The following is a 20,287-nucleotide window of genomic DNA, read 5'->3' as shown; positions in this document are numbered from 1 at the left end:
AATCCGAGCGTTCAGCTGGTGGTCAGGAGGCGAAGAGCCGGACGGTCCAGGAGGCGTGCTGCTCCGCGGTGATGTCCAGCAGGGGTGAGGAGGCCGACGGCAGGGCGTCGATGCCCTCGGTCATGGCACGGATCGCGGCGTCGGCCGCGGCTGCTGCGACCTCGTCCGCTTCGGGGCCGAGGCGGGCCAGCAGCCCCGACGCATCGAGCGGGTCGAGGCTCAGCAGGCGCACCGCTGCGGTGGCCGGCCCACCGATGTTTTCGTACGCGGCGGCATAGGCGGCGTCCAGCGGGGCGAGCCCGGCGGCGCGGGCGGCCAGTCCCAGGACGATGGGCTGGTGGGCGCCCTGGGGACGCGCGGCGGCCAGGTGCTCGAGTTCGGCCGAGGGAAAGGTGGCACGAGCCGCGCGCATCATCTGCCGGCCGAGCCTGCGGGCGGCGACACGGAGTGCGGGGGCGGGGGTGCGCGCGTCGGCGGCCTCGTCGAGCAGCAGAGGGTCATGTCCGCCGGCGGCTGCCGCGGCCAGCCCTGCCATCGTCAGCCCGGTGGTGTGCAGACGCCCGCGGCAGAACGCCTCCAGGCTGTCGGTGTCGTGTACGGCTTTGTGGGCGACCGCGGCCTCGACGCCGCCGGAGTGGGCGTGCCCGCCGGCGGGGAAGCGGCCGTCGGCCAGGAGGAGCAGGGCTGCGCGGCTCATGGGGGAGCAGCTGCCTTTCACAGGGTAGACAGTGATGCGATGGCCCGGACGGACACACCGGGTCCGGCCGTTGCGGCGGCGCCACGGCCGGGCCCGGTGTCGGATCAGAAGAGGAAGTACCGCTGGGCCAGGGGGACTTCGGTGACGTAGGAGCGCGGTACGGTCGCACCATTGAGTTCGGTGCGGGCGTCGCTCGTCGTCGCACCGCCGATGGTGACCTCGAAGCTGTTGTGGTCGACTTCCAGGCTGTCCGGCACCGTGTCGTTCAGCTTCATGTCGGCCTTCTTGACTCCCCGAGTGTCCGAGATCTCGACGAACCTCTTGCTGAGTCCCAGCCCCTCCGTCTTCGCCTCCGTGACCTTGTTGCTGCTGGCCTGGGTGATGACGAGTCGGGTGTTCAACCTGTCAGCCACGCCCGGGGCAGCGAAGTTCACCGAGTTGCTCCCCGGGGCACGGCCGGTGGACCCCCAGACCGCCCGCGGCAGGTAGGGCTGCGGCGTCGTGATCGAAGCATTGGCGTCGCCGACCTGTGCGTAGGCGAGCTGGCCGCCCTTGAGGACCATGTGCGTCTTGACGCCGAAGAACTTCGGCTCCCACAGCACCAGGTCTGCCAGCCTCCCCGGCTCCACCGAACCGACGTAACCAGCGATGCCGTGCGTGATCGACGGGTTGACCGTGTACTTGGCGACGTACCGGCGCGCTCGGTAGTTGTCGTTCGGGGTCAGCCTGTCCTCATTGAAGGAGTGCTTCTTGTCCTTGTTGTCCTCGCGGATCGTTCGGACTTTCGCGCTCTGCAGGTCTTCGGGCAGCGCGCCGTAGCGGGACTTCATGACGTGCGCGGTCTGCCAGGTGCGCATGATCATCTCGCCGATGCGCCCCATCGCCTGGGCATCCGAGGACATCATCGAGATGGCGCCCATGTCGTGAAGGAGGTCCTCTGCCGCCATGGTGGACGGTCGGATGCGGGAATCCGCGAAGGCCATGTCCGCCGGAATATCCGGGTTGAGGTGGTGGCACACGACCATCATGTCGACGTGCTCCTTGACGGTGTTCACCGTCAAGGGCCGGGTGGGGTTGGTCGAGGCGGGCAGGACGTTCCCCTCCTTGACCAGCTCGATCATGTCCGGGGCGTGGCCCCCTCCGGCGCCCTCGACATGGAAGATATGGATCGAACGCTTCTTGAAAGCAGCCTTGGTGCTCTCCAGGAAACCGGACTCGTTGAGCGAGTCGGCGTGCAGGGCGAGCTGGACCTTGCGGTCCTCGCAGACTGCCAGCGCCTTGTCGATCACCGCGGGCGTGGCACCCCAGTCCTCGTGAACCTTGAAGCCGATGACGCCGGCGTCCACCTGCTCGTTCAGAGCCTGGGCGTTCATCGTGCTGCCCTTGCCGAGCAGACCGATGTTGACCGGGTACTCGTCCAGGGCCTCGAAGACTCGGGTGACATGCCACTCGCCCGGGGTCACGGTAGTGGCCGTGCTGCCCTCAGCGGGGCCGGTGCCGCCGCCGATGAGAGTGGTGACGCCCGAGGCCAGGGCCTCGTGGATCTCCTCGGGGCAGATGAAGTGGACGTGGGTGTCCACACCTCCCGCGGTGAGGATCCGGCCGTTGCCGGAAATGACCTCGGTGCTCGGCCCGACCACAAAGTTCGTCGCCGTCACCGGTAGCCGCTCGCCCGCCTGTTCACGAGCGGACTTCTCGAACGCCGAAATCGGGTCCATCGTCTCGGGGTTGTACGCCTTGCCGATGGCATGAACCTTGCCGTCTCGGATGCCGACGTCGGCCTTGACCACACCCCACCAGTCGAGGATCAGCGCCCCCGTGATGACCGTGTCCATCGGAAGTCGATCCTTTTTGCCGCCCCCGTCCCTGGGGATATGGGACATGCCCATCGACTCCCGGATCACCTTCCCGCCACCGAAGATCATCTCGTTGCCGCTGTATTTCGGTCCGCCGCTCCAGTCGGCTTCGATCTCGATGGTGAGATCGGTGTCGGCAAGACGGACCCGGTCTTTGGTGGTGGGCCCGTACAGAGCGGCGTAGTCCGCCCGCTTCAGCAAGTTGCTCTGCCTCTGCTGGCCCGTCTGCCCCGGCTGGCTACTCATCGGACGATCCCCTTGCGCAGTCCCTGAATCTTGCGGGTGTCGTTCTTGGCATCGCCCTCGATCTTCACCAGCTCAACGCAGCACACATCTCCTGGTTCGAACCTCACGGACGTGCCCGCGGCGATGTTGAGCCGTCGCCCCTTCGCCTCAGCGCAGTCCTTGAGCGGTTCGTTGTTCACGGACGTGCCGACAGGGTTCTCGACCACCTCGAGGCCGGGGTTGACCTCGGCAAAGTGGTAGTGGGAGCCGACCTGGACGGGACGGTCGGACGTGTTCCTCACTTTGAGCGTCTTCTTGTCGCCCTGCAGGTGCTCGTTGAACGCGATCGCCTCGTGCCAGGACGCGGCGTCCTGGCACTCATCGCAACAGGCAGAGGAGTCGGTGTCGTCGCAGTCGACCGGGCACTGCGGCCTGCGCGCCGGCTGGGGGTGCTCGACCTTGCCCGGGTAGACCTCGGGCTCCTCCGCGGCCTCCGGGATGGGGTCGTGGATCGTGACCAGCTTGGTGCCGTCCGGGAAGGTGGCCTCCACCTGGACGTTCTTAATCATCTCCGGGACGCCGTCCATCACGTCGTCACGGGTGAGCACCCGTCGCCCCGAGTCCATCACGTCGCTGACCGTCTTGCCATCGCGCGCTGCCTCGAAGACGTGAACGGTCAGCAGGGCCATGGTCTCGGGGTAGTTGAGAAGCAGCCCCCGGTCGCGGCGCTTCCCCGCTACGTCGGCCGCGACGTGGATCAGCAAGCGCTCCTGCTCATGCGGAGTCAAATGCACGATGAGCCAATTCTGTTGGTCGGATGGTGCGTGCGGCCGGGCATACCAAGGTCACGGACAACGGTCCCTGGACGACACGGACGCTCTCCGAGCATCAGCGGGCAAGAGCGGTGAGACGGCCGAACGGCGGATGATCTACACCATCTGACGAATCCGTGGAGTGCGACGTTTCATCCCGCCGGAGAGAAGAAGCCCTGCTCGTGGGACTCCGTCGATGAGTCATCGTTCTCACCGGCTGCCGTACGACCGCCCCCACCCAATCGAACTACGCCTCACCTGGACGAGCGGGTATGGGGCTCCCGTCGCGATCGCTTTACTCATCGGCCCAACATCAGAGGGGCACGGTTCAGGCGTCGCCGAGAAGTCCGAGGTATACCTGCTCGGCAGGAAGAGCTACGGCCACGAGACCACCGCCTCTCCTCGTCCGCATGACACAGACTCATCGAGACTCCGCCAACCACACGCGGCATACCCCACGCCCGAGCAGCAAAGACAGGCGGCAGAGCTCCCGGTCTCGACCAGCTGCGATGTCTCCACAATCGGGCTGGAGAGGACCACCGGACAGAACAAGACCGGGATCAGCATTACGACAACTGAACGATCAGACAGGAGTGCGTCTCACCCCGCTGTCCCTTGGGTCGGACAAAGGCCATCGGTAATCAGAAAAGGACACGCGAAAAGCGAGCCCACAACTGTAGGGTCTCGCCGCCGATGTCATGTCGATCTTCTGTGACCTGCTGGTTCTCTGTTGTCTCATCGCGATGTCACCCAAGATCAGTCTCAGAGCGATGCCATTTCCTCGGCGGAACGATGAGTCTGCGGCTGAGCCACCGAGCACGAGGACTACATGTGAGCTCAGATCGCGCACCGATGAGTTTCCCGCGCCGCGCCGGTCTGTACGCGTGAGACCGACTCACGGAAGGCTGGCGCCATGCGGAAACTGATCTACGGCATGAACCTGACCCTGGACGGCTACATCGCCGCGCCCGGCGACGACATCGGCTGGGGCGTGCCGAGCGACGAGCTGTTCCAGTTTTGGTCCGACCAGTTGCAGGCGACCGACCTGTCGCTGTACGGGCGCAAGCTGTGGCAGACGATGAGCTCCCACTGGCCGACCGGCGACCAGCAGCCGGGCGCCACCCCGGCGGAGATCGAGTTCGCGCGCCGCTGGCGGGACATGTCGAAGATGGTGTTCTCCTCGACGATCGACAAGGTCGACTGGAACACCCGCCTGGTCACCGGCGACGCGGTCGCCGAGATCACCCGGCTCAAGGCCGAGGACGGCGGCCCGATGGACATCGGCGGCGCGACGCTCGCCGGGGCGGCCATGCGGGCCGGGCTGATTGACGAGTACGTGCTGGCCACCGCGCCGGTCCTGGTGGGCGGCGGCACGCCGTTCTTCACCGCGCTGGACAACTGGGTGAACCTGAACCTGGTGGAGACGCGGACGCTTCCCTGCGGCGTGATCCTGACCAGGTACGAGACGAGGCGCTGAGCGCCCGTCCGGGAGTCACGGGCCACATGCTCCGCGGGTGACACCGGAGGAGCTGGCTTCCCGCCCTGGGTGACCCGGACTACCGCCCGAGCCACCCAAACGAGTGAAGCCCCTGAACTGCAAGTCTCATGGCAGTGGCATTTCTGCCATCCATCTGCCAACTGCCGTGAAATTCTGCGAAGGCTTTTGAGACCCTACAACAACGATGCGTCAGGTCTGCCCCATGTCGACGAAGCGGGAGTAGTGGCCCTGGAAGGCCACCGTGATGGTCGCGGTGGGCCCATGACGGTGCTCGGCGACGATGAAGTCGGCCTCGCCGGCGCGCGGGGAGTCCTTCTCGTAGGAGTCCTCGCGGTGGATGAGGATGACGACGTCGGCCTTGTCCTCGAGGGCCCCGGAGTCGCGCAGGTCGTTGAGCATCGGCTTCTTGTCGGTGCGCTGTTCCGGGCCGCGGTTGAGGGTGGAGATGGCGACGATGGGCAGCCCGAGTTCCTTGGCGAGGAGTTTCAGGCAGCGGGCGATCTCGGAGATTTTTTTCGTAGCGGGAGCCGAGCGGCCTGGTGCCGTAGGTGAGCAGGTGCAAGCTCAGCCCGGCTGGCAGAGGAGACCCGCTCTGCGGCAGGCCACCCGGAGCCACCCCCGAAGCAACCGAGCCGTGCGACGCGGATCAGGTGGGCTGAGGCCAGGTCCGCAGCAAGGCGGCGATCTTGACAGCAGTGCAGGCGGGATCGCGCAGCAGATCTCGGAGGGCGACAGCATCCTCGCGCGTGGGCTTGACCGGGATCCCAGAGGCCTCCAGGTACATCACGCCTGTCGCGGCGGCCACGGCCATGTTGGAGCGCTCCAGCCAGCGGCAGCGCCCGAGGATGTGCACCAGCGCCGCGGCGCGGGCGTACGGACCGTCGTAGACAGGGGTCTCCAGAAGTTCGGCGCGGTGGCAGGCGACCGCGGCCACGGGCACACCGTAGTCGTTGGGGGCAGGATCAGCCGCACCCGCGACCTCCGCGACCTGCAGGATCCAGGGAACGTCGATGTACAGGTCCATTACGCCGCGTGCGCTCCCGACGAGCGGCGATCGGCGTCTTCAACCTCGTCGAAGACCGCCTGGTGCTCGTCGAGGAAGCGCCTCGCAGCGTCAAGGCCTCGCTGCCGCAGCCCATTCACGTCCTCGCGCACGAGGGCAGCGATGTAGTCGCTGACGCTCATACCGCGGTCCTTGGCCCGGGCCGCTGCCAGGTCGGCGATCTCGTCGTCGACCCGCCAGCCCCTCTGTGTCTTTGCCATGCCCGGATGGTACCAGCTGGTACCAAGAGTGGTCGTTGCCCCATGCACTGCCTGTTCGACCAGCACGACCCCGGAGTGCGATCGGCAGACTCTGGCCTGCCGAGCTCACCAAGATCCCCGGCGCGTGCCCGGACAGCCCCGTCGAGGTCACCCTCGCGCGCTGACCCTTTTCCTGAACCCCGAATGAGCGGGGCTGGCGCCACGGTTGCCGCAAAGTGTGCTTTGCGAAGGCGTTCGCGGAACTGTCACTGCGACTGTTCACGGACCGCCTCCGGAATCGATGCATCGTCAGGCGAGGTGTACGTCCAACGCTCAGGGCCGGTGGACGCCAAGGGCCTGTTGCCACCCCCGTTCGGAACGCTGCGGTCTGGTTCCGGATGGGGCGGGAGTTGCCGCCTCGGTGCGTGTCGATAGCGTGGCACGGTGATCGTCTCGTGCGCGCTGCGCAGAGCGGTCGCCGAAACCGCTCAAGAAACGGGGATACCTTGCTACGGCCTACTCGGCCCGCTCTGCCCACGCCGACATGAGGAGGCGGGCGAATTGGCCGCCGTGGTGCTCGTTCACGGCCTGTATCACTGTCCCGAGCACTTCGCCGTGGTGGCAGAACGCTTGCGGACTGCGGGAACCCACGTTGTCGTTCCCGAGCTCCACCGGGGCTCATTGCCCAACGACACAGCAGCGGTTCAGGCAGCCATCGACTCGCTGCACGAGCCTCCGATTGTGCTTGGTCACTCCTACGGAGGGTCAGTGATCACCGGGCTGCGCGGAGCGGGACACTTGGTCTATCTGGCGGCTTTCGTGCTGGACGCCGGCGAGAGCGCGGCCAGTCTGGGTGGGGCGTCCCCGCAGCTCCTGGATGCGATCAGCCCTAAGCCCGACGGCTCGACCAGCCTGCACCCCGACCGGGCTGTCGACGTCCTCTACGGCGACTGTCCCGAACCTCTCGCCGCCTGGGCGGTTGGCCTCCTGCGTGCCCAAGCACCCGGCTGCGGGCGAGGAGTCCCAGAGCACCACAGCTGGAAGCACACTCCCTCCACCTACGTCGTCTGTGGACAGGACCGGGCCATCGACCCGGGCCTGCAGCGGAAGATGGCCTCGCGCTGCACCGACGTGCGCGAGTGGCAGACGGGCCACTCCCCGTTCATAGGACAGCCCGATCTCATCGTTGAACTCCTGCAGGAACTGCTCGCCACCAACACCCCGCGCAGGCGGGATGAAGAAGTCACAACCACTCGTTGATGGCTGCGAAGAGGACGGTCGCCTCGTAGCGGACGGCGAGTTTCTCGTATCGGGTGGCGACCGCACGGTGGCGCTTGAGGCGGTTGATCCCGCACTCAACCGCGTGGCGCTCCATGTAGTCGGTCTTGTCGAACTGTGGCGGACGGCCGCCGTGGGAGCCGAGGTTCTTGCGGTTGCGGGGATGCCGCGGCAGCCGACCGGGTCCACCGGGGTGCGGCCGCGGCCGCAGTGCGGCCAGCTGGGCGTATTCGGGGACGGTGCAGGGTTCGGATGGACCCCACCCGAAAAACGACCTCGTGCGGCCCGCAGTTGCCGACCACGCCTCGGGGCGCAGCGCCGACATCCTCACCGGGTCCGCAGTCTGTTGGCAGCCTTCGGCTATGGACTCCGAATAAGCTCCCCGTCCCCGGAGTCCAGAGCCGACGTGACGGGTCCTCAGAGGTGGCGTCCAGAGCTGCGGATGTACTCTCCGGTGTCACAGTCATGCCGCTCGGCCTGTCAGTCCCACGCGGCATCATGCGCTCATAAACCTCGTCGCGTATATTCGCGTCAGCACCGACCGGCAGGTGGAGGACGGCTTCGGTCCAGCCGTTCAGGAGAAGATGATCCGCGCCTGGCATGGAGAGGCCACCTTGGCCCTGCTCATGTACCCGCAGCCGACCCCCGCCGACCACCCCTGGCGGACCATGCCGCACCACGGCATCACCCCGCACATCTCAGGCTCCTGTCTGTCAGCGCAGGCCCGTTACGCGGCAGGCACCCGGGAGATCATGGAGTGCTGGTTCGCGGGCCGTCCGATCCGCGACGAGTACCTGATCGCCGACGGCGGCGGCCTGGCCGGAACCGGCGCCCACTCGTACTCCGTCAACAAGTGATCCTGGGAGGCCGCCGTCCGTGAGACGACGGTCTCACGCCACGTGACGCGCGGTCCCTGGGAGCCGATCCCAGGGACCGCGCCGGAGCCCGCAGCACAGACGGCGATGGCGCCGTCACCACACCCTGAAATCCAGGGAAGCGCGGGGAAGTCGAGCGCCATAATCGATCTATGGGGACAGTGACAGCGTTGTACCGGTACCCGGTCAAGTCGATGCTGGGCGAGGCCGTGATCGCCGTGGGGGTCACGGAAAGGGGTCTTTCCGGAGACCGGGCGTACGCCGTGCTCGATGAGACGGGCGCGGTAGGCAGCGCCAACACCCCCGGAAGTGGGGCGCGTTGCTGCGCTGCCGGAGCCGGCTGGACGACTCCGGCGTGGTGCAGGTCGTACTGCCGGACGGGACCGCTCTGGCGGTCGAAGACCCCGAACTGGACGTGCATCTGTCCACGCTGCTGGGCCGCCAGGTGTTCGTCTCGGCCGCCGTACCGGAGCACAACAGACTGGAACGCGCCGTACCCGAGTACGAAGGCGGCGTCCCGGACGCTGTGCGGGAGACAGCGTCCGTCGACGCCACCGGCGAGAGCATCACGACGGGCAGCGTCGCCCCGGGGACGTTCTTCGACTTCGGCCAGGTCCATCTCGTCACCACGGCGTCCCTGGACCGGATGCGCACCGTATATCCCACCGGGGACTTCGACGCACGCCGCTTCCGCCCGAACCTGGTCGTGGACATCCCGGGAGGGCCAGGGTTCCCGGAGGACGCCTGGCTGGGCTCACGACTGCGCGTGGGGGAGGCCCTGTTCCGCGTCGTGGTGCCCACGCCTCGCTGCGTGATACCCACCCTCGGCCATGGCGAACTGCCGCCGGACCCCGGCATCATGCGCGCGGTCGCCCGCGACCACCGCATGCCGGTGTTCGACCTGGGCAGGTTGTCATGCCTCGGCGTGTACCTGGACGTTCTTGAAGCAGGGACCGTTCGAGTGGGCGACCTGATCACTTTGCTGGAGGCTTCCTGACCGCGGAAGAGCATCCACTCCCACATTGGCGCAGTTCTCGATAACGAGGTGTGCGTTCCGCACGAGTGCAGCTGACCGGTGACGCCGCCGAACGCTACCCGGGCGCGTTCTCCGGCGGCCAGCGTCAGCGCATCGCGATCGCCCGCGCGCTGGTGGTCTCACCCGACCTGATCATCTGCGACGAGCCCACCAGCGCACTGGACGTCTCCATCCAGGCCACGATCCTGACGCTGCTGAGAGACCTTCAGGCTCGCTTCCACATCAGCTACCTCTTCATCGCCCACAACCTGGACGTGGTCCGCTACATGGCGGACCGCACCGCGGTCATGCACCGCAGCAGGATCGTCGAGCACGGCATCGCGGAGCAGATCGCCACGGCTCCCCAACACCCGTACACCCGCGCCCTGGTCGACGCCGCCCCCTGCCCGACCCGGCCGCTCAGGCCGCCCGCCGCGCAGCCCGCGAGGCGGCCGGACCCACTGGTAGCTGACTGCCTGCCGGCGGGGTGCCTGACGTCCCCGCCGCCGAAACTCGGCAGCGTGGCTTCGGCCAAGGTCCCCGGCGCCCCGGTGACCTGATGCCAGGGGCGAGGCCCGCCGGCGCCGGCGATTCAGCCGACGGGCTGGTTCGCTGGTGTCCGGAAATTCCGGAAGCCCGAGAATTCGACGTGTCGTCGCGTCCGCGGTCACCCTTGCGGTGGCCATGAGCCTTGCCGCGTGCGGGACTTCGGGTCCGTCCACGGCCTCGTCGTCGAAGGGCCTGACGATGTGGGCGCTCAACGACCAGTCGATCCTCAAGGAGTCCGTCGACGCCTACAACAAGGACCACCCGGATCTCTGGTTGGTGGTCAGGGCGTGGGCGAGCCTCCTACGCCCGCAGACGAGAGGAACGCTGTGATCAAGGGCGTGGCGTCCGGGCCCTGTTGGAGGAGTGTGTCAGCGGCGATGACCCGCAAGCCCTGCTTCTCCACGGCGGGCAGCTGCGACAGATCTGCCCGGTCCAGGATGAAAGTAGCGGCCACGTCCGCGTAGTAGGCCGCGACGCCGACGGGGTTCGAGGCGAAGCCGGCCGCGGACAGCAGACGGGCGCGGCTGCGCGCCCTGGTGTTCTCGCCGGTGTCTGTGATCGGCACCGACTCGACGATAGGGGTGACGGCCACCGTTCTGTCGCGGCTGGCCTTGAGCGTCTCACGCATTCCGGTGAGGTGGAGGATCGGCCCCAGGCTGGCGACCGGGTTGCTCGGACCGATGATGACGAGATCGGCCGAGGCAACGTGCGCGAGGAGTCCGGCCGTTGGCGCGGCGAGGGCGGGTCCTCGGATGTACGTTCCTTTGACGTCGGCGGTCGCCTGCTCACGTACGAGAAATTCCTGGTAATGCAGGTCTCTCCCGTCGGCCGTCATCACGCGGGTTGTGATCTCGGCGTCGGTCGCGGGAAGTATCCGGCAGCCGATACCGAGGCCGCGGGCCAGGTCCGAGGTGATCTCGCTGAGGAGGTGGCCGGCCCGGAGCCGCCCGGTTCGGTGGAGGTGTACTGCCAGATCACGGTCGCCGAGGTTGAACCACTGGGGGCCCTCGATACCGTTGAGCGTCTCCATGCAGTGCCAGGTCTCGTTCCTGACGCCCCATCCGCGCTCGGAGTCCTGGCGTCCGGAGAGCGCGTACAGCACCGTGTCGAGGTCGGGGCAGACTCTCAGGCCATGGATCCAGAGGTCCTCGCCGGTGTTGACGGCGAGGGTCAGGTCGATTTCGCCGCCCCGGGCGAGAAGCGCCTTCCAGAGTCTGGACGCGCCGATGCCGCCGCCCAAGCCGACGACCTTCAGGGTTTTCATGCCGGAACTTCCAAGCTGTAGCCCACTCCCCTGCTGGCCGTACAGCTCCTCAGCTTGCCTGACCTGCGTCAACGGGTGGAATCGCCTGACGCGAAGCTGACTTGGTCCGTCCCCGGTCCGGAGTCTGCACGACCGGCGCCCTGGGGCGGCGGGAGTGACCCCGACCGTCAGGTCCGAGCACTGCGCGTATCGCGTTGTCCGACGAGGTCGGCCCGCGCCAGATAGCGGGCGAGTTCGGAGCGTGATCGGATGCCGAGCTTCCGGTAGACCCGGGTGAGATGCGCCTCCACCGTTTTGCGGGACACGAACAGGGTCGTCGCCGCCTCGATATTGGTGAGGCCTTCCCCTATGGCGCGGGCCACTTGGAGTTCTTGTGCTGTCAGGCGGTCCACGTGCGGGGGTCGGGTCCGGTCGGGTGCGGAGCGCCAGCCAGCCGCGGCGAGTTCCCCTGCGGCCCTGGCTGCGAAGGTGACGGCGCCCAGTGCCGTGAAGGCTCGCTGAGCAGCCTGAAGGGGTACGCGGGCCGCCGCGGGACGGCGCAAGCGGCGCAGGCTCTCTCCGCACACCAGCCGGGTGCGGGCCAGTTCATAGGGCATCGCGCGCCTGGTGTGCGCCCGTTCGGCCTCGGCCAGCCACTGCTGCGCCGCGTCGGGGGACTCGGCGAGCATGGCCCGGCACCGGGCGTACGCGGCGGTGGGCCAGGCCAGCCGAGTGGATCGTGCGCGTTCACTCAGCCAGAGGGTGATCTCCATGGCCCGGTCCCGGTTCCCGGTGCGGCTGTGCGCCTCCGCCAGATCCGCGATGAACGGCATCAAGTTGGGGTTGCCAAGACCCATCTCCGCCGCCACCGTGAACGCCCGCTCCAGATGCGACCGGCAGCGCCAGGGGTCGCTGGCGGCCAGGGCGGCCGATCCCAGCGCGGACTGGGCGAAGATCTCCAGGCCGGGGATGCTTTCACCGCACAGTTCCTCGTATTGCGCGATGCGCTCCTCGCAGACGGACCGTTCACCGCGCAGTCCCTCCAGCCGTGCCAGCGCCGTGAGCGCGTACCCGGCCGTCGCCCGGTGACCGAACTCCTGCCCCCGGCACAGGGCCTCGGCCGCATCCGCTCGTGCCGCCGCCCACCGGGCCCACGACTCCACCTCGCAGCGCCCCGCCAGGGCGAACGGCAGCAGCGCGGGGATGCCTTGATGCCGGGCCCGGTCGATCACCGTGCCGAGCACCTCGCGCGCCGCGTCCTCCTCGTCCACCCATGAGAGCGCCTGGCCGACCAGCACCGCCAACTGCGGTTCATCCAGCGCTCGGTCAGCACATAGGCTCGCCCGGCTGTCGAGCAACGGCCGACGACTCTCGTGCACCCGCCCGGTCAGCGCCAGCGCGTTGGCTCGAACCACCCCGGCCAGTCGCAGCTCCGGCCCGGTGCCCAGCGCGTCGGCCAGGTCCTCGCAGCGGGCCGCACTGTCGGCCGCCGAGTCGATGCGACCGCCCATCACCGCAGGCAGGACGGCCGCGCCATACAGTGTGCAGGCCCACGCCGGGTCCGCCGGTTCGATTGCGGAGGCCGCAGCGACCAGCTGTCTGTGTGCCCCCGCCGGGTCGCCGGCCCAGCTGCGTGCCTGCCCCAGGAGCAGTTCGATTCGGGCGGTCAGCCCGTGCTCGGAACTGTGCCGCAGTGCTTGTTCACACCACACGACAGCATCGGCCGTGGCGCCTCCGTGGAAGGCGTCCTGGGCGGCTCCCAGCAGGCGCACGGCCTGGTCCGACGGTGCCGGGGACAGTTCCGCCGCCCGAAGCCAGGCCCGGGCCGAGACATCGAGTGCCCCACGCCGCCGCGCCTGCCCGGCCTCCTCTGCGAGTGCTGCGGCCACCGTCTCGTCCGGTCCAGGCGCCGCACCGGCGAGATACCAGGTACGCGACGCTCCGGACGACAGATCGGCCAGCACCCGGTACGCGCGAAGCCGTTGCGCGACGGGGCAGTGCGCCAGCACCAGCGGCCGAAGGACGGGATGCCGCAGTTCGTAGCCCTCTCGCCCGGCGCGGACCAGGCCCGCCTCCTCGGCGGCCGTCAGCGAGCTCAGTGACAGGCCCACGGCATCCAGCGCCCGTTCCAGCACGGCGAACTCGGGGGAGCGGCACAGCGCGACGTACACCAGCGCGTCCCGGGTGGCCTGGGCCAGCAGCCGCAGCCGGCCCCACCAGGCCCGCTCCACCAGCAGCCCGGGGCTCTCCCACCCCTGCTCCGCAGGACGGTCGCCCCGCGCCCGGGCCTGCGCCAGCGCGTCCGCGTACTCCACCAGGACCAGCGGGTTCCCCTGGCTCAGTGGCACCAGCCGGGCGGCCGCGGCTTCCGCCGGGTCCAGGCCGCGTCGGCCCAGCAACTGACGGCATCCGTTGCCGTCCAGCGGGGCAAGTACCCACTGAGGTATGCCTTCCCAGGTGTTGTCCTCGCCGGACTCCGTGCGTTCGGCCATCACCAGAGCGACCGGCTCGGTCTTCAACCGCCGCGCGACGAACTGCAGGACACGCCGGGACGGGGAATCCGCCCAGTGCAGATCGTCGACGAGTACCACCAGGGGGCCGGCCGCCGCTGCTGCTGCGAGCACGCCCAGCGCGCCGGCGCAGACAGCGTACGGATTCTGGTCGCCGACGTCCGTCAGGGCGAGGCATCCCTCCAGCGCGCCGCACTGCGCCGCCGGTATCGCGGAGAGGTACTCGCGCAGGGGGAGCAGCAGTTCGGCCAGGACCGCGTACGGAAGGTCCGCTTCCGACTCGATCCCGCGGGCTCGCAGCACGCGGGCACTGGCGCGCCCGGCAACATAGTCGAGCAGCATGCTCTTGCCGATCCCCGGATCGCCGCGCAGCAGCAGCGCCGCTCCCCGTCCGGACAACGCGTCCAACACCCCGTCCAGCAGCTCGCATTCATGGCTGCGGCCGATCGGCGCCACCCGGTCCGGTAACAGCGGCTCGTCCATGATGCCCCCCGAGCCCCCGACCAGTGCAGCGGTACCCCGCTGCACCAGGGTGCTTTCCGCCAATGATCCCCGAGGGCCCCGCCCCCGTCATCGCACTTTTCGGACGGTCTGTCAGATTCTGTAGGTGTATAGGGAGTTCCCTGTTGCGTCACGGACCGCCATGCGCTGAACTCCCGGGAGGAGTGCGGCCCGCGGTCGGCACACTGTGCCGGGGCCGTTCCCGGTTCGACGCCGGTGTGTGGAAAGGGTGGGGGAGCGGCGGGTGTTCACCGCCGGCATGATCGCCGCCCGCCGGAAACAGATGCGGGTCGAGTGCTCCTCCTGTGGCGGCCCGCCGCACCGTCTGGCTGCACACCTTCCGGAACCGGAGTCAACTCCCTGTGTCTGCCACGCACTTGAACCGCCCGAGCCCCGCACCGTAGGGCGTTCCCCGATGTGGCCCCCGCGATGGCGTGCTGCCCTGGGAGCGGCCAGCGACATCGCGGGGGAGGGGGAGCATCGATGAGCGCCTCCCGCGCCGGTGGGCCGGCAGCCGCCGCCCTTGGATCCACTCGGCTGAATCTCCTCGGCCGGTTCCAGCTCCTGTACGGGGCCGAAGCGGCCGATGTCGCGGTGGGCGGGCAGCGGGTGCTGGCCTTCCTCGGACTGCGGAACCATGCCACCCGCACCGTCCTCGCCGGGACCCTGTGGCCGGACGTCACCGAGGAGCACGCTCAAGGGAGTCTCCGTACGGCCTTGTGGCGGTTGCGCCGCGGGCCCCGACAGCTTGTCGAATGCAGTCACGACACCCTCACGATCACGGACCGCGTCAGCATCGACGTGGACCGTCTGACCACGATCGCATTGGCGTTGGTGTCCTCACCCGCGGCGGGCGGCGAGGACCTGGCCCTCGGCCGGCTGCGCGGCGGCGAACTACTGCCGGGCTGGGACGAGGACTGGGTGATGTTCGAACGTGAACGGCTGCGCCAGCTGCGGCTGCACGCGCTGGACACGTTGGCCGCACGCCTGGTCGCGCAGGGCCGGCACGCGCTCGCCCTGGAGGCGGCGCTGGAGAGCATACGGATCGAGCCGCTGCGCGAGAGCGCACACCGGGCGGTCGTCTCCGTCCACCTCGCGGAGCGGAACGCGGCGGAGGCGGTCCGGCATTTCGAGGAGTTCCGGCGACTGGTCCACAAGGAGCTGGGCGTCCGGCCGTCCGCCCGATTCGCCGCGATGGTGTCGGGTTTCCCCCGCATTCCAGGGCTTTCCCCTTGACCGGTCGCTGACGCTGCGGTGATGCGGCCGCGGGAGAGTGAACCATCCCCAAGGCGCAATCACCTGGCCGTACTGAGAGCCCACCGGGCCCCGATGAACGGACCGCCATGGACGAGATCCAGGCACCGCCCGGCGCGATCCTCCTGATCTCCGTGTGGTGGGAACCCGCTCCGTCCGGGCTGCGGGCCCGCGTCGTGCGGACCCTGGACGCGCGTGAGCCGGGCGGCGAGATCCTGCTCCTGGCCGGCCGGCAGGAGGTCATGGCCGTGGTCGAGGAGTGGCTGAACTCCTGGGAGCAGTCGCACCGTTGACGGTGGCGTGATGGGCCGGTGACGGCGTTCGCCCTAGCGTCCGCGGTAGCCCGTTCCGCACTAGGGGGAGCGATGGAGACTGCGTATCCGGACGGCCTGGGCCACGCCTTGGGGCGGCTCGACGGTCTGCTGCGCGAGACGGTGGCGCGGGTGCTCGCCGCCTATGGCTCCGCGACGGCCGACGACCCCTTCCGCGGCCTGTACATCAGCCGGGGCGACATCAGCAGGCTGCTCGACGACTGGGACGCGCACCCGGTCTTCGCCGCCGCGGAGGGCTCCGGGGTACCCGCCCTGCTCGACGGACTCGGCCAGGACTCGCGGCTGCGCCGCCTCGCCCGCGCCTACGGCCTGTGCGAGGCGGACCTGTGGCTGGTCGTCATCGCGCTCGCGCCCGAAGTCGATCTGCGCTACGAGCGTCTGTACGCCTTCCTCCAGGACGATGTCTCCCGGCGGCGCCCCAGCGTCGACCTGGCGCTCACCCTGCTGTCCGCCGATCCGGCCGAGAAGCTCGCCCGCCAGGCGCGCCTCACCGGCGACGCTCCGCTCGTACGGCACGGCCTGATCGGACTGCCCGCCGAGGCGCAGAGCATCAGGTGCCCGCTGCCCGCCTGCTCGCTGGTCCTCGACCGTGCCGTGGTGCACCATCTGCTCGGACGGGACGAACTCATCGCGGAGACAAGGGACTTCACCGAGCTGCTGCGGGGCGAAGAGGCCGAGGCCCTGCCCGCCGAGGTGATACCGCACGCGATCCGGCTGCTGCCCCGGCTCGTCCCGGAGGCCGACGAGGGCGGGACCGAGCCACTGCGTCTGTACTTCTCCGGTCCGCCCGGCGCGGTCAAGAGGCGGACGGCGCTGGCGTTGGCCGAGGACGCCGGCCGGTCCCTCGTAGCCGTGGATCTGGAGGCGGCGACGCGCGGCGACGCGGACTGGCCCCGGGCCGTACTGCAGGAGGCGTCGCTCAGGGAGGCGGTCCTGTACGCGGAGCCGTACGACGCCCTGCTCGGCGAGGAACGTACGGCGCAACGGCTGCGGTGGAACAGGGCGTTGGCGGCGCATGTGGGGGCTTCGATCACCTCAGGCACCTCCAGGTCGCTGCCGCCGGGCCTCGATGCCATGCGGACCGTCTCCGTGGACTTCCCTCTCCCCGCGGCGCCCGACCGGCGTGCGTACTGGCAGCGTTGCCTGGAACGGGCCGGCGTGTGCCTGCCCGCACCTGGACTGGACGTCCTCTCGGGCCGCTACCGCCTCACCTTCGACCAGATCGAATCCGCGGTCTCGCTGGCCACCACTCGGGCCCACTGGCTGGACGCCCCCGACGCGTCGCCCTCGCTCACCGACCTGTCGAGCGCCGCCCGCGCACAGTCCGACCCGGCGCTGGGGGAGCTCGCCCACGCGATCGAGCCCGTGCACGGCTGGGCGGACCTGGTCCTGCCAGAGGACACGATCCGCCTGCTCGGCGAGCTGTGCCGACAGGTGGACTGCCGCCAACGAGTCCTCCACGACTGGGGATTCGGCCGTCGGCTCTCGCTCGGGCGCGGTACGGCGGCGCTGTTCGCCGGGCCCTCGGGGACGGGCAAGACGACCGCGGCCGAAATCATCGCGGCCGAGCTGGGGCTCGGCCTGTACAAGATCGACCTGGCCGGTGTGGTCAGCAAGTACATCGGCGAGACCGAGAAGAACCTGCAGCGGATCTTCGCCGCAGCGGAGAACGCCAACGCCGTCCTCTTCTTCGACGAGGCGGACGCCTTGTTCGGCAGGCGCTCCGAGGTCCGCGACTCCCACGACCGTTACGCCAACATCGAGATCGCCTATCTCCTGCAGCGGATGGAGAGTTACGAGGGCGTGGCCATCCTCGCCACCAACCTCCGCCAGAACATGGACGACGCGTTCGTACGCCGCCTGCAGTTCGTCGTCGACTTCCCCTTCCCGGATGAACAGCAGCGCGCCGACATCTGGCGCCTCCACTTCCCGCGCGAAGCCCCGCGCGACGACGCTCTCGACTTCCCGCTGCTGGCCCGGCAGTTCCGCATGACGGGCGGCTCCATCAAGAACGCGGTGCTGGCGGCGGCGTATCTCGCGGCCGCTGAGGATCGCCCCATCGGCATGGGGGATCTGCTGCATGCCACGGCTCGTGAGCATGCGAAGGCGGGGCGGGTGTTGGTGGCGGAGGACATTGCGGTGTTCGAGGGGGCGGGAGCGAAGTGAGGACAGCAGTCCAGCGGTCAGCCGCACGGCCTGCTGCCGCTCGGGTTCCCAGGGAGACGATGGGAGCGACCGGACCGGATGCCCTGCTGCAACTCTGCCGAGCGGGCGGAAACAACGCTGCCGGCACGCTCCTGCAGGCGAAACTCAAGGTGAGCGGGCCTGGTGACGAGCGAGAGCAGGAGGCCGAGCGCGTCGCCGAGTCGATCATGCAGATGCCCGACGACCGGTCGTCCGGGGCCGGAGCCGATGAGCCCTTGCCTGTCACGCCCATTCAGTCCGGTGCCGTGCAAGGCATGTGCCAGCGCTGTGCGGGCACGATGCCGCCGCCGGGCGGGAGTGCGGCGCGGCCCGACGAGGGTGGGCAGGGCTGCCACGACTGCGGCGAGCAGGTCCAGCGGCAGGCGGACTCCGCCGGACCGCCTGCGGGCGGGGACGAACTCCACCGGCGCGTCATGTCGCCGCCTGCCGACGGGGCGCCTCTGACGGCACATGACCGCTCGTTCTTCGAGAAGCGGCTGGGCCGCGACCTCAGCACGGTGCGGGTCCACACGGGAGCGGAGTCCTCCGCCACCGCCCAGGCCCTGCGGGCACGTGCTTTCACGGTGGGCAACGACGTGAGCTTCCGCTCAGGGGAGTACGCGCCGGGAACACCGGCCGGCCGACGGCTGCTTGCCCACGAACTCACACACGTCGTGCAGCAGGGGGCGGACGGCGGAGGCACTCATCGTGTGCAACGGGACGCTGAGGAGGGCCCGGAGACAAGCCCGGAAAAGGGTGCGGACAACGGCGCGGAGCGGGGCTCGGAAGCAGCTTCGGACGGCATGTGGGGGGCCCGCGCGGTCATGTACGCGGCCACCGGCAACGTGGTGGGGCTGGCCGGCGAGGTGTGGCTCCATCTGGACCGGAAGCACAAAGAGTGGTTCGTCGACATGGCGTTGGACGGTGCGGCCACCGCAGTTGCCTTGCTGCCCGCTGACCCGGCCTTCGGGGTTCTGTGGTCTCTGTTCCAGGCCGGACTCGAGGGGTTCGTCGCCCGCCTGCGATCACCGAAGGTCAGTACGGCGGAGAAGATCCGGGCGATGGACAAGATCGCGGGCATCATCGCCGGCCGCAGCATGAGCTTCAACCTGGCGTTCCTCAAAGGCCTCGCCATGGGCTTCTTCCTCGACGGAATGCTCGGCATCTTCATCCTGATCCGTGACCTGTGGAGGTTGCTTCCCCGCGCGTTCGAGGTTCTGCGGCAGGCTGCTCACGCGATCGGAGGGTTCCCGGCCGAGGTCGAGCGTGTCGTGGAGGGCCTCAAGGCGTTCTTCCTGGCTTTGAACCCGGCGTCGTGGGTGGACCAGGTGGCTTCGCTGGCGAGGGATCCCAGTGCCTTGCTTGCCGTGCTGTCCCGACTGGTTGGGGTCGGTAGGGGCTTTGCACGTGATCTTGGCGGGCAGCTGGCGGAGGCCCTGGTTCGAGCGTTCAACGCGCCGGGCAGCGAGGAGGCGCTCGGGGACGAGGCCGGGAAAGCCGTCGGGCAAGTTCTCTGGGAAGTGGTCTTCGCGATCGCGACAGCGGGGGGCGGCGCGGCGGTCACTGGCGCGAAGGCGGGGCTGAAGGCCGCGATCGGTGTGCTGGGCAAGCTGGGCGGAGTGATCGCCCACGGATTCATGGCCATATTCGGCAGGCTTCACAACCTGCTCGGTTCGGTTGCCACTTGGATCCGGCAAGCATTCAGCGCAGCCAAGGGGTGGTTGGCCAAGGTCGGCGAGCACCTTGCCCGTCTGCTGAATGAGCTGCGTGCATTGTTTGCCCGCCTGCTGAAGAGTTGTCACGAGAGCAAGCTGGTATGCGAATTCCCGAAGCGCTGGAATCGGGCTCTCGGTGTGCTCAAGAGGTGGCGGAGCAGGACTTATTCCTTTGGGGTGAACAAGATCCTGCTCACCAAAGAGCGCATGCTTCATTTCCTTGTGCGCCATCACCCAAGGTATTTCGCCACAAAGGTGAAGGGATCGCAGACCTACTTCGACAAGGGAATGTCCGTGGAAGATATTGAGGACGCCGTGGAATCCGTACTCCGGCAGAACACGAAACGGCTCAGCGCCCCTGGGTTCGTTGGTCGAGTATACGGAAATGTTGGTGGGGTCCAGTATCTCGCGACCATAGACAAGGGCAAGGTTGTCCAGTTCTTTTCGTTCATTTCGCGAGACTGATGTGTGGGAATCGGCGTAGGGAGATGAGCCAACTCC

The 20,287-nt window shown here is 68.7% G+C and carries 17 protein-coding genes and 4 pseudogenes; 11 read left to right on the top strand and 10 right to left on the bottom strand.

The genetic code is table 11. The features are described from left to right. Positions 1-22: 22 nt before the first annotated feature. From OG303_RS02170 to OG303_RS02155, 4 genes and pseudogenes are all read right to left on the bottom strand, one after another. A complete protein-coding gene (locus OG303_RS02170; RefSeq protein WP_405864126.1) occupies positions 23-697 on the bottom strand; it encodes an urease accessory protein UreF in 675 nt (224 codons plus the stop codon). 104 nt (positions 698-801) lie between these two features. Then, entirely contained in the window at positions 802-2,799 is a 1,998-nt protein-coding gene (gene ureC, locus OG303_RS02165; RefSeq protein ID WP_405864124.1) for an urease subunit alpha, read from the bottom strand. Beyond that, positions 2,796-3,125 carry an urease subunit beta gene (locus OG303_RS02160; protein WP_405877044.1) on the bottom strand — a complete coding sequence of 110 codons (330 nt, stop codon included), beginning with the start codon at positions 3,123-3,125 and terminating at the stop codon, positions 2,796-2,798. The genes ureC and OG303_RS02160 overlap by 4 nt, the downstream gene beginning before the upstream one ends. A gap of 150 nt (positions 3,126-3,275) precedes the next feature. Continuing rightward, positions 3,276-3,572: pseudogene (locus OG303_RS02155) on the bottom strand (urease subunit gamma); the annotation flags it as partial. 931 nt (positions 3,573-4,503) lie between these two features. On the opposite strand from OG303_RS02155, the gene OG303_RS02150 reads away from it, so the two are divergent. Further along, positions 4,504-5,067 (top strand): dihydrofolate reductase family protein, encoded by a 564-nt coding sequence (locus OG303_RS02150; protein WP_405864122.1) that lies wholly within the window; start codon positions 4,504-4,506, stop codon positions 5,065-5,067. A 210-nt stretch (positions 5,068-5,277) separates the two neighbouring features. Here OG303_RS02150 and OG303_RS02145 read toward each other — a convergent pair. The 3 genes and pseudogenes from OG303_RS02145 to OG303_RS02135 form a co-directional block, all read right to left on the bottom strand. Then, positions 5,278-5,586, bottom strand: a pseudogene (locus tag OG303_RS02145) (DnaB-like helicase C-terminal domain-containing protein); the annotation flags it as partial. A 148-nt stretch (positions 5,587-5,734) separates the two neighbouring features. After that, positions 5,735-6,112: a fic family toxin-antitoxin system, toxin component gene (locus tag OG303_RS02140; protein WP_405864120.1), complete on the bottom strand. Its 378-nt coding sequence runs from the start codon at positions 6,110-6,112 to the stop codon at positions 5,735-5,737. Next, complete coding sequence (locus OG303_RS02135) at positions 6,112-6,351, bottom strand: hypothetical protein (RefSeq protein WP_405864118.1); 240 nt, start codon at positions 6,349-6,351, stop codon at positions 6,112-6,114. The genes OG303_RS02140 and OG303_RS02135 overlap by 1 nt, the downstream gene beginning before the upstream one ends. A 540-nt stretch (positions 6,352-6,891) precedes the next feature. Between OG303_RS02135 and OG303_RS02130 the strand changes: the two genes are divergently transcribed. Next, positions 6,892-7,590, top strand: a complete 699-nt coding sequence (locus OG303_RS02130) for an alpha/beta hydrolase (RefSeq protein WP_405864116.1) — start codon at positions 6,892-6,894, stop codon at positions 7,588-7,590. Here OG303_RS02130 and OG303_RS02125 read toward each other — a convergent pair. Then, positions 7,574-7,933 carry a hypothetical protein gene (locus OG303_RS02125; RefSeq protein WP_405864114.1) on the bottom strand — a complete coding sequence of 120 codons (360 nt, stop codon included), beginning with the start codon at positions 7,931-7,933 and terminating at the stop codon, positions 7,574-7,576. The genes OG303_RS02130 and OG303_RS02125 overlap by 17 nt on opposite strands. A gap of 304 nt (positions 7,934-8,237) precedes the next feature. Between OG303_RS02125 and OG303_RS02120 the strand changes: the two are divergent. The 5 genes and pseudogenes from OG303_RS02120 to OG303_RS02100 form a co-directional block, all read left to right on the top strand. Next, a pseudogene (locus OG303_RS02120) lies at positions 8,238-8,465 on the top strand (NAD-dependent formate dehydrogenase); the annotation flags it as partial. Between the two features lie 170 nt (positions 8,466-8,635). After that, a pseudogene (locus tag OG303_RS02115) lies at positions 8,636-8,710 on the top strand (hypothetical protein); the annotation flags it as partial. Positions 8,711-8,802: 92 nt separating this feature from the next. Next, on the top strand, positions 8,803-9,480 hold the full coding sequence (locus tag OG303_RS02110; protein ID WP_405864112.1) for an MOSC domain-containing protein: 678 nt from the start codon (positions 8,803-8,805) through the stop codon (positions 9,478-9,480). A 50-nt stretch (positions 9,481-9,530) separates the two neighbouring features. Continuing rightward, positions 9,531-10,058: an ATP-binding cassette domain-containing protein gene (locus OG303_RS02105; protein WP_405864110.1), complete on the top strand. Its 528-nt coding sequence runs from the start codon at positions 9,531-9,533 to the stop codon at positions 10,056-10,058. Between the two features lie 124 nt (positions 10,059-10,182). Further along, positions 10,183-10,377 carry a hypothetical protein gene (locus tag OG303_RS02100; protein WP_405864108.1) on the top strand — a complete coding sequence of 65 codons (195 nt, stop codon included), beginning with the start codon at positions 10,183-10,185 and terminating at the stop codon, positions 10,375-10,377. Here OG303_RS02100 and OG303_RS02095 read toward each other — a convergent pair. Both OG303_RS02095 and OG303_RS02090 read right to left on the bottom strand, forming a co-directional pair. After that, the gene (locus OG303_RS02095) at positions 10,328-11,383 is read right to left on the bottom strand and encodes a 2-phospho-L-lactate transferase CofD family protein (protein WP_405864106.1); all 1,056 of its coding nucleotides are present in this window, start codon (positions 11,381-11,383) and stop codon (positions 10,328-10,330) included. The genes OG303_RS02100 and OG303_RS02095 overlap by 50 nt on opposite strands. A 95-nt stretch (positions 11,384-11,478) precedes the next feature. Then, the gene (locus tag OG303_RS02090; RefSeq protein WP_405864104.1) at positions 11,479-14,283 is read right to left on the bottom strand and encodes an AAA family ATPase; all 2,805 of its coding nucleotides are present in this window, start codon (positions 14,281-14,283) and stop codon (positions 11,479-11,481) included. A 501-nt stretch (positions 14,284-14,784) separates the two neighbouring features. On the opposite strand from OG303_RS02090, the gene OG303_RS02085 reads away from it, so the two are divergent. The 4 genes from OG303_RS02085 (at position 14,785) to OG303_RS02070 (ending at position 20,251) form a co-directional block, all read left to right on the top strand. Further along, complete coding sequence (locus tag OG303_RS02085) at positions 14,785-15,537, top strand: BTAD domain-containing putative transcriptional regulator (protein WP_405864102.1); 753 nt, start codon at positions 14,785-14,787, stop codon at positions 15,535-15,537. A gap of 107 nt (positions 15,538-15,644) precedes the next feature. Then, the gene (locus tag OG303_RS02080; RefSeq protein ID WP_405864100.1) at positions 15,645-15,848 is read left to right on the top strand and encodes a hypothetical protein; all 204 of its coding nucleotides are present in this window, start codon (positions 15,645-15,647) and stop codon (positions 15,846-15,848) included. 72 nt (positions 15,849-15,920) lie between these two features. Beyond that, on the top strand, positions 15,921-18,053 hold the full coding sequence (locus tag OG303_RS02075) for an ATP-binding protein (RefSeq protein WP_405864098.1): 2,133 nt from the start codon (positions 15,921-15,923) through the stop codon (positions 18,051-18,053). A 59-nt stretch (positions 18,054-18,112) separates the two neighbouring features. Continuing rightward, positions 18,113-20,251, top strand: coding sequence for a DUF4157 domain-containing protein (locus OG303_RS02070; RefSeq protein WP_405864096.1), 2,139 nt, complete (start codon positions 18,113-18,115; stop codon positions 20,249-20,251). Positions 20,252-20,287: the final 36 nt, after the last annotated feature.

The organism is Streptomyces sp. NBC_00005 (genome assembly GCF_045160215.1).
Taxonomy (GTDB): domain Bacteria; phylum Actinomycetota; class Actinomycetes; order Streptomycetales; family Streptomycetaceae; genus Streptomyces.
This window is presented reverse-complemented; position numbering and strand designations above follow the sequence as displayed.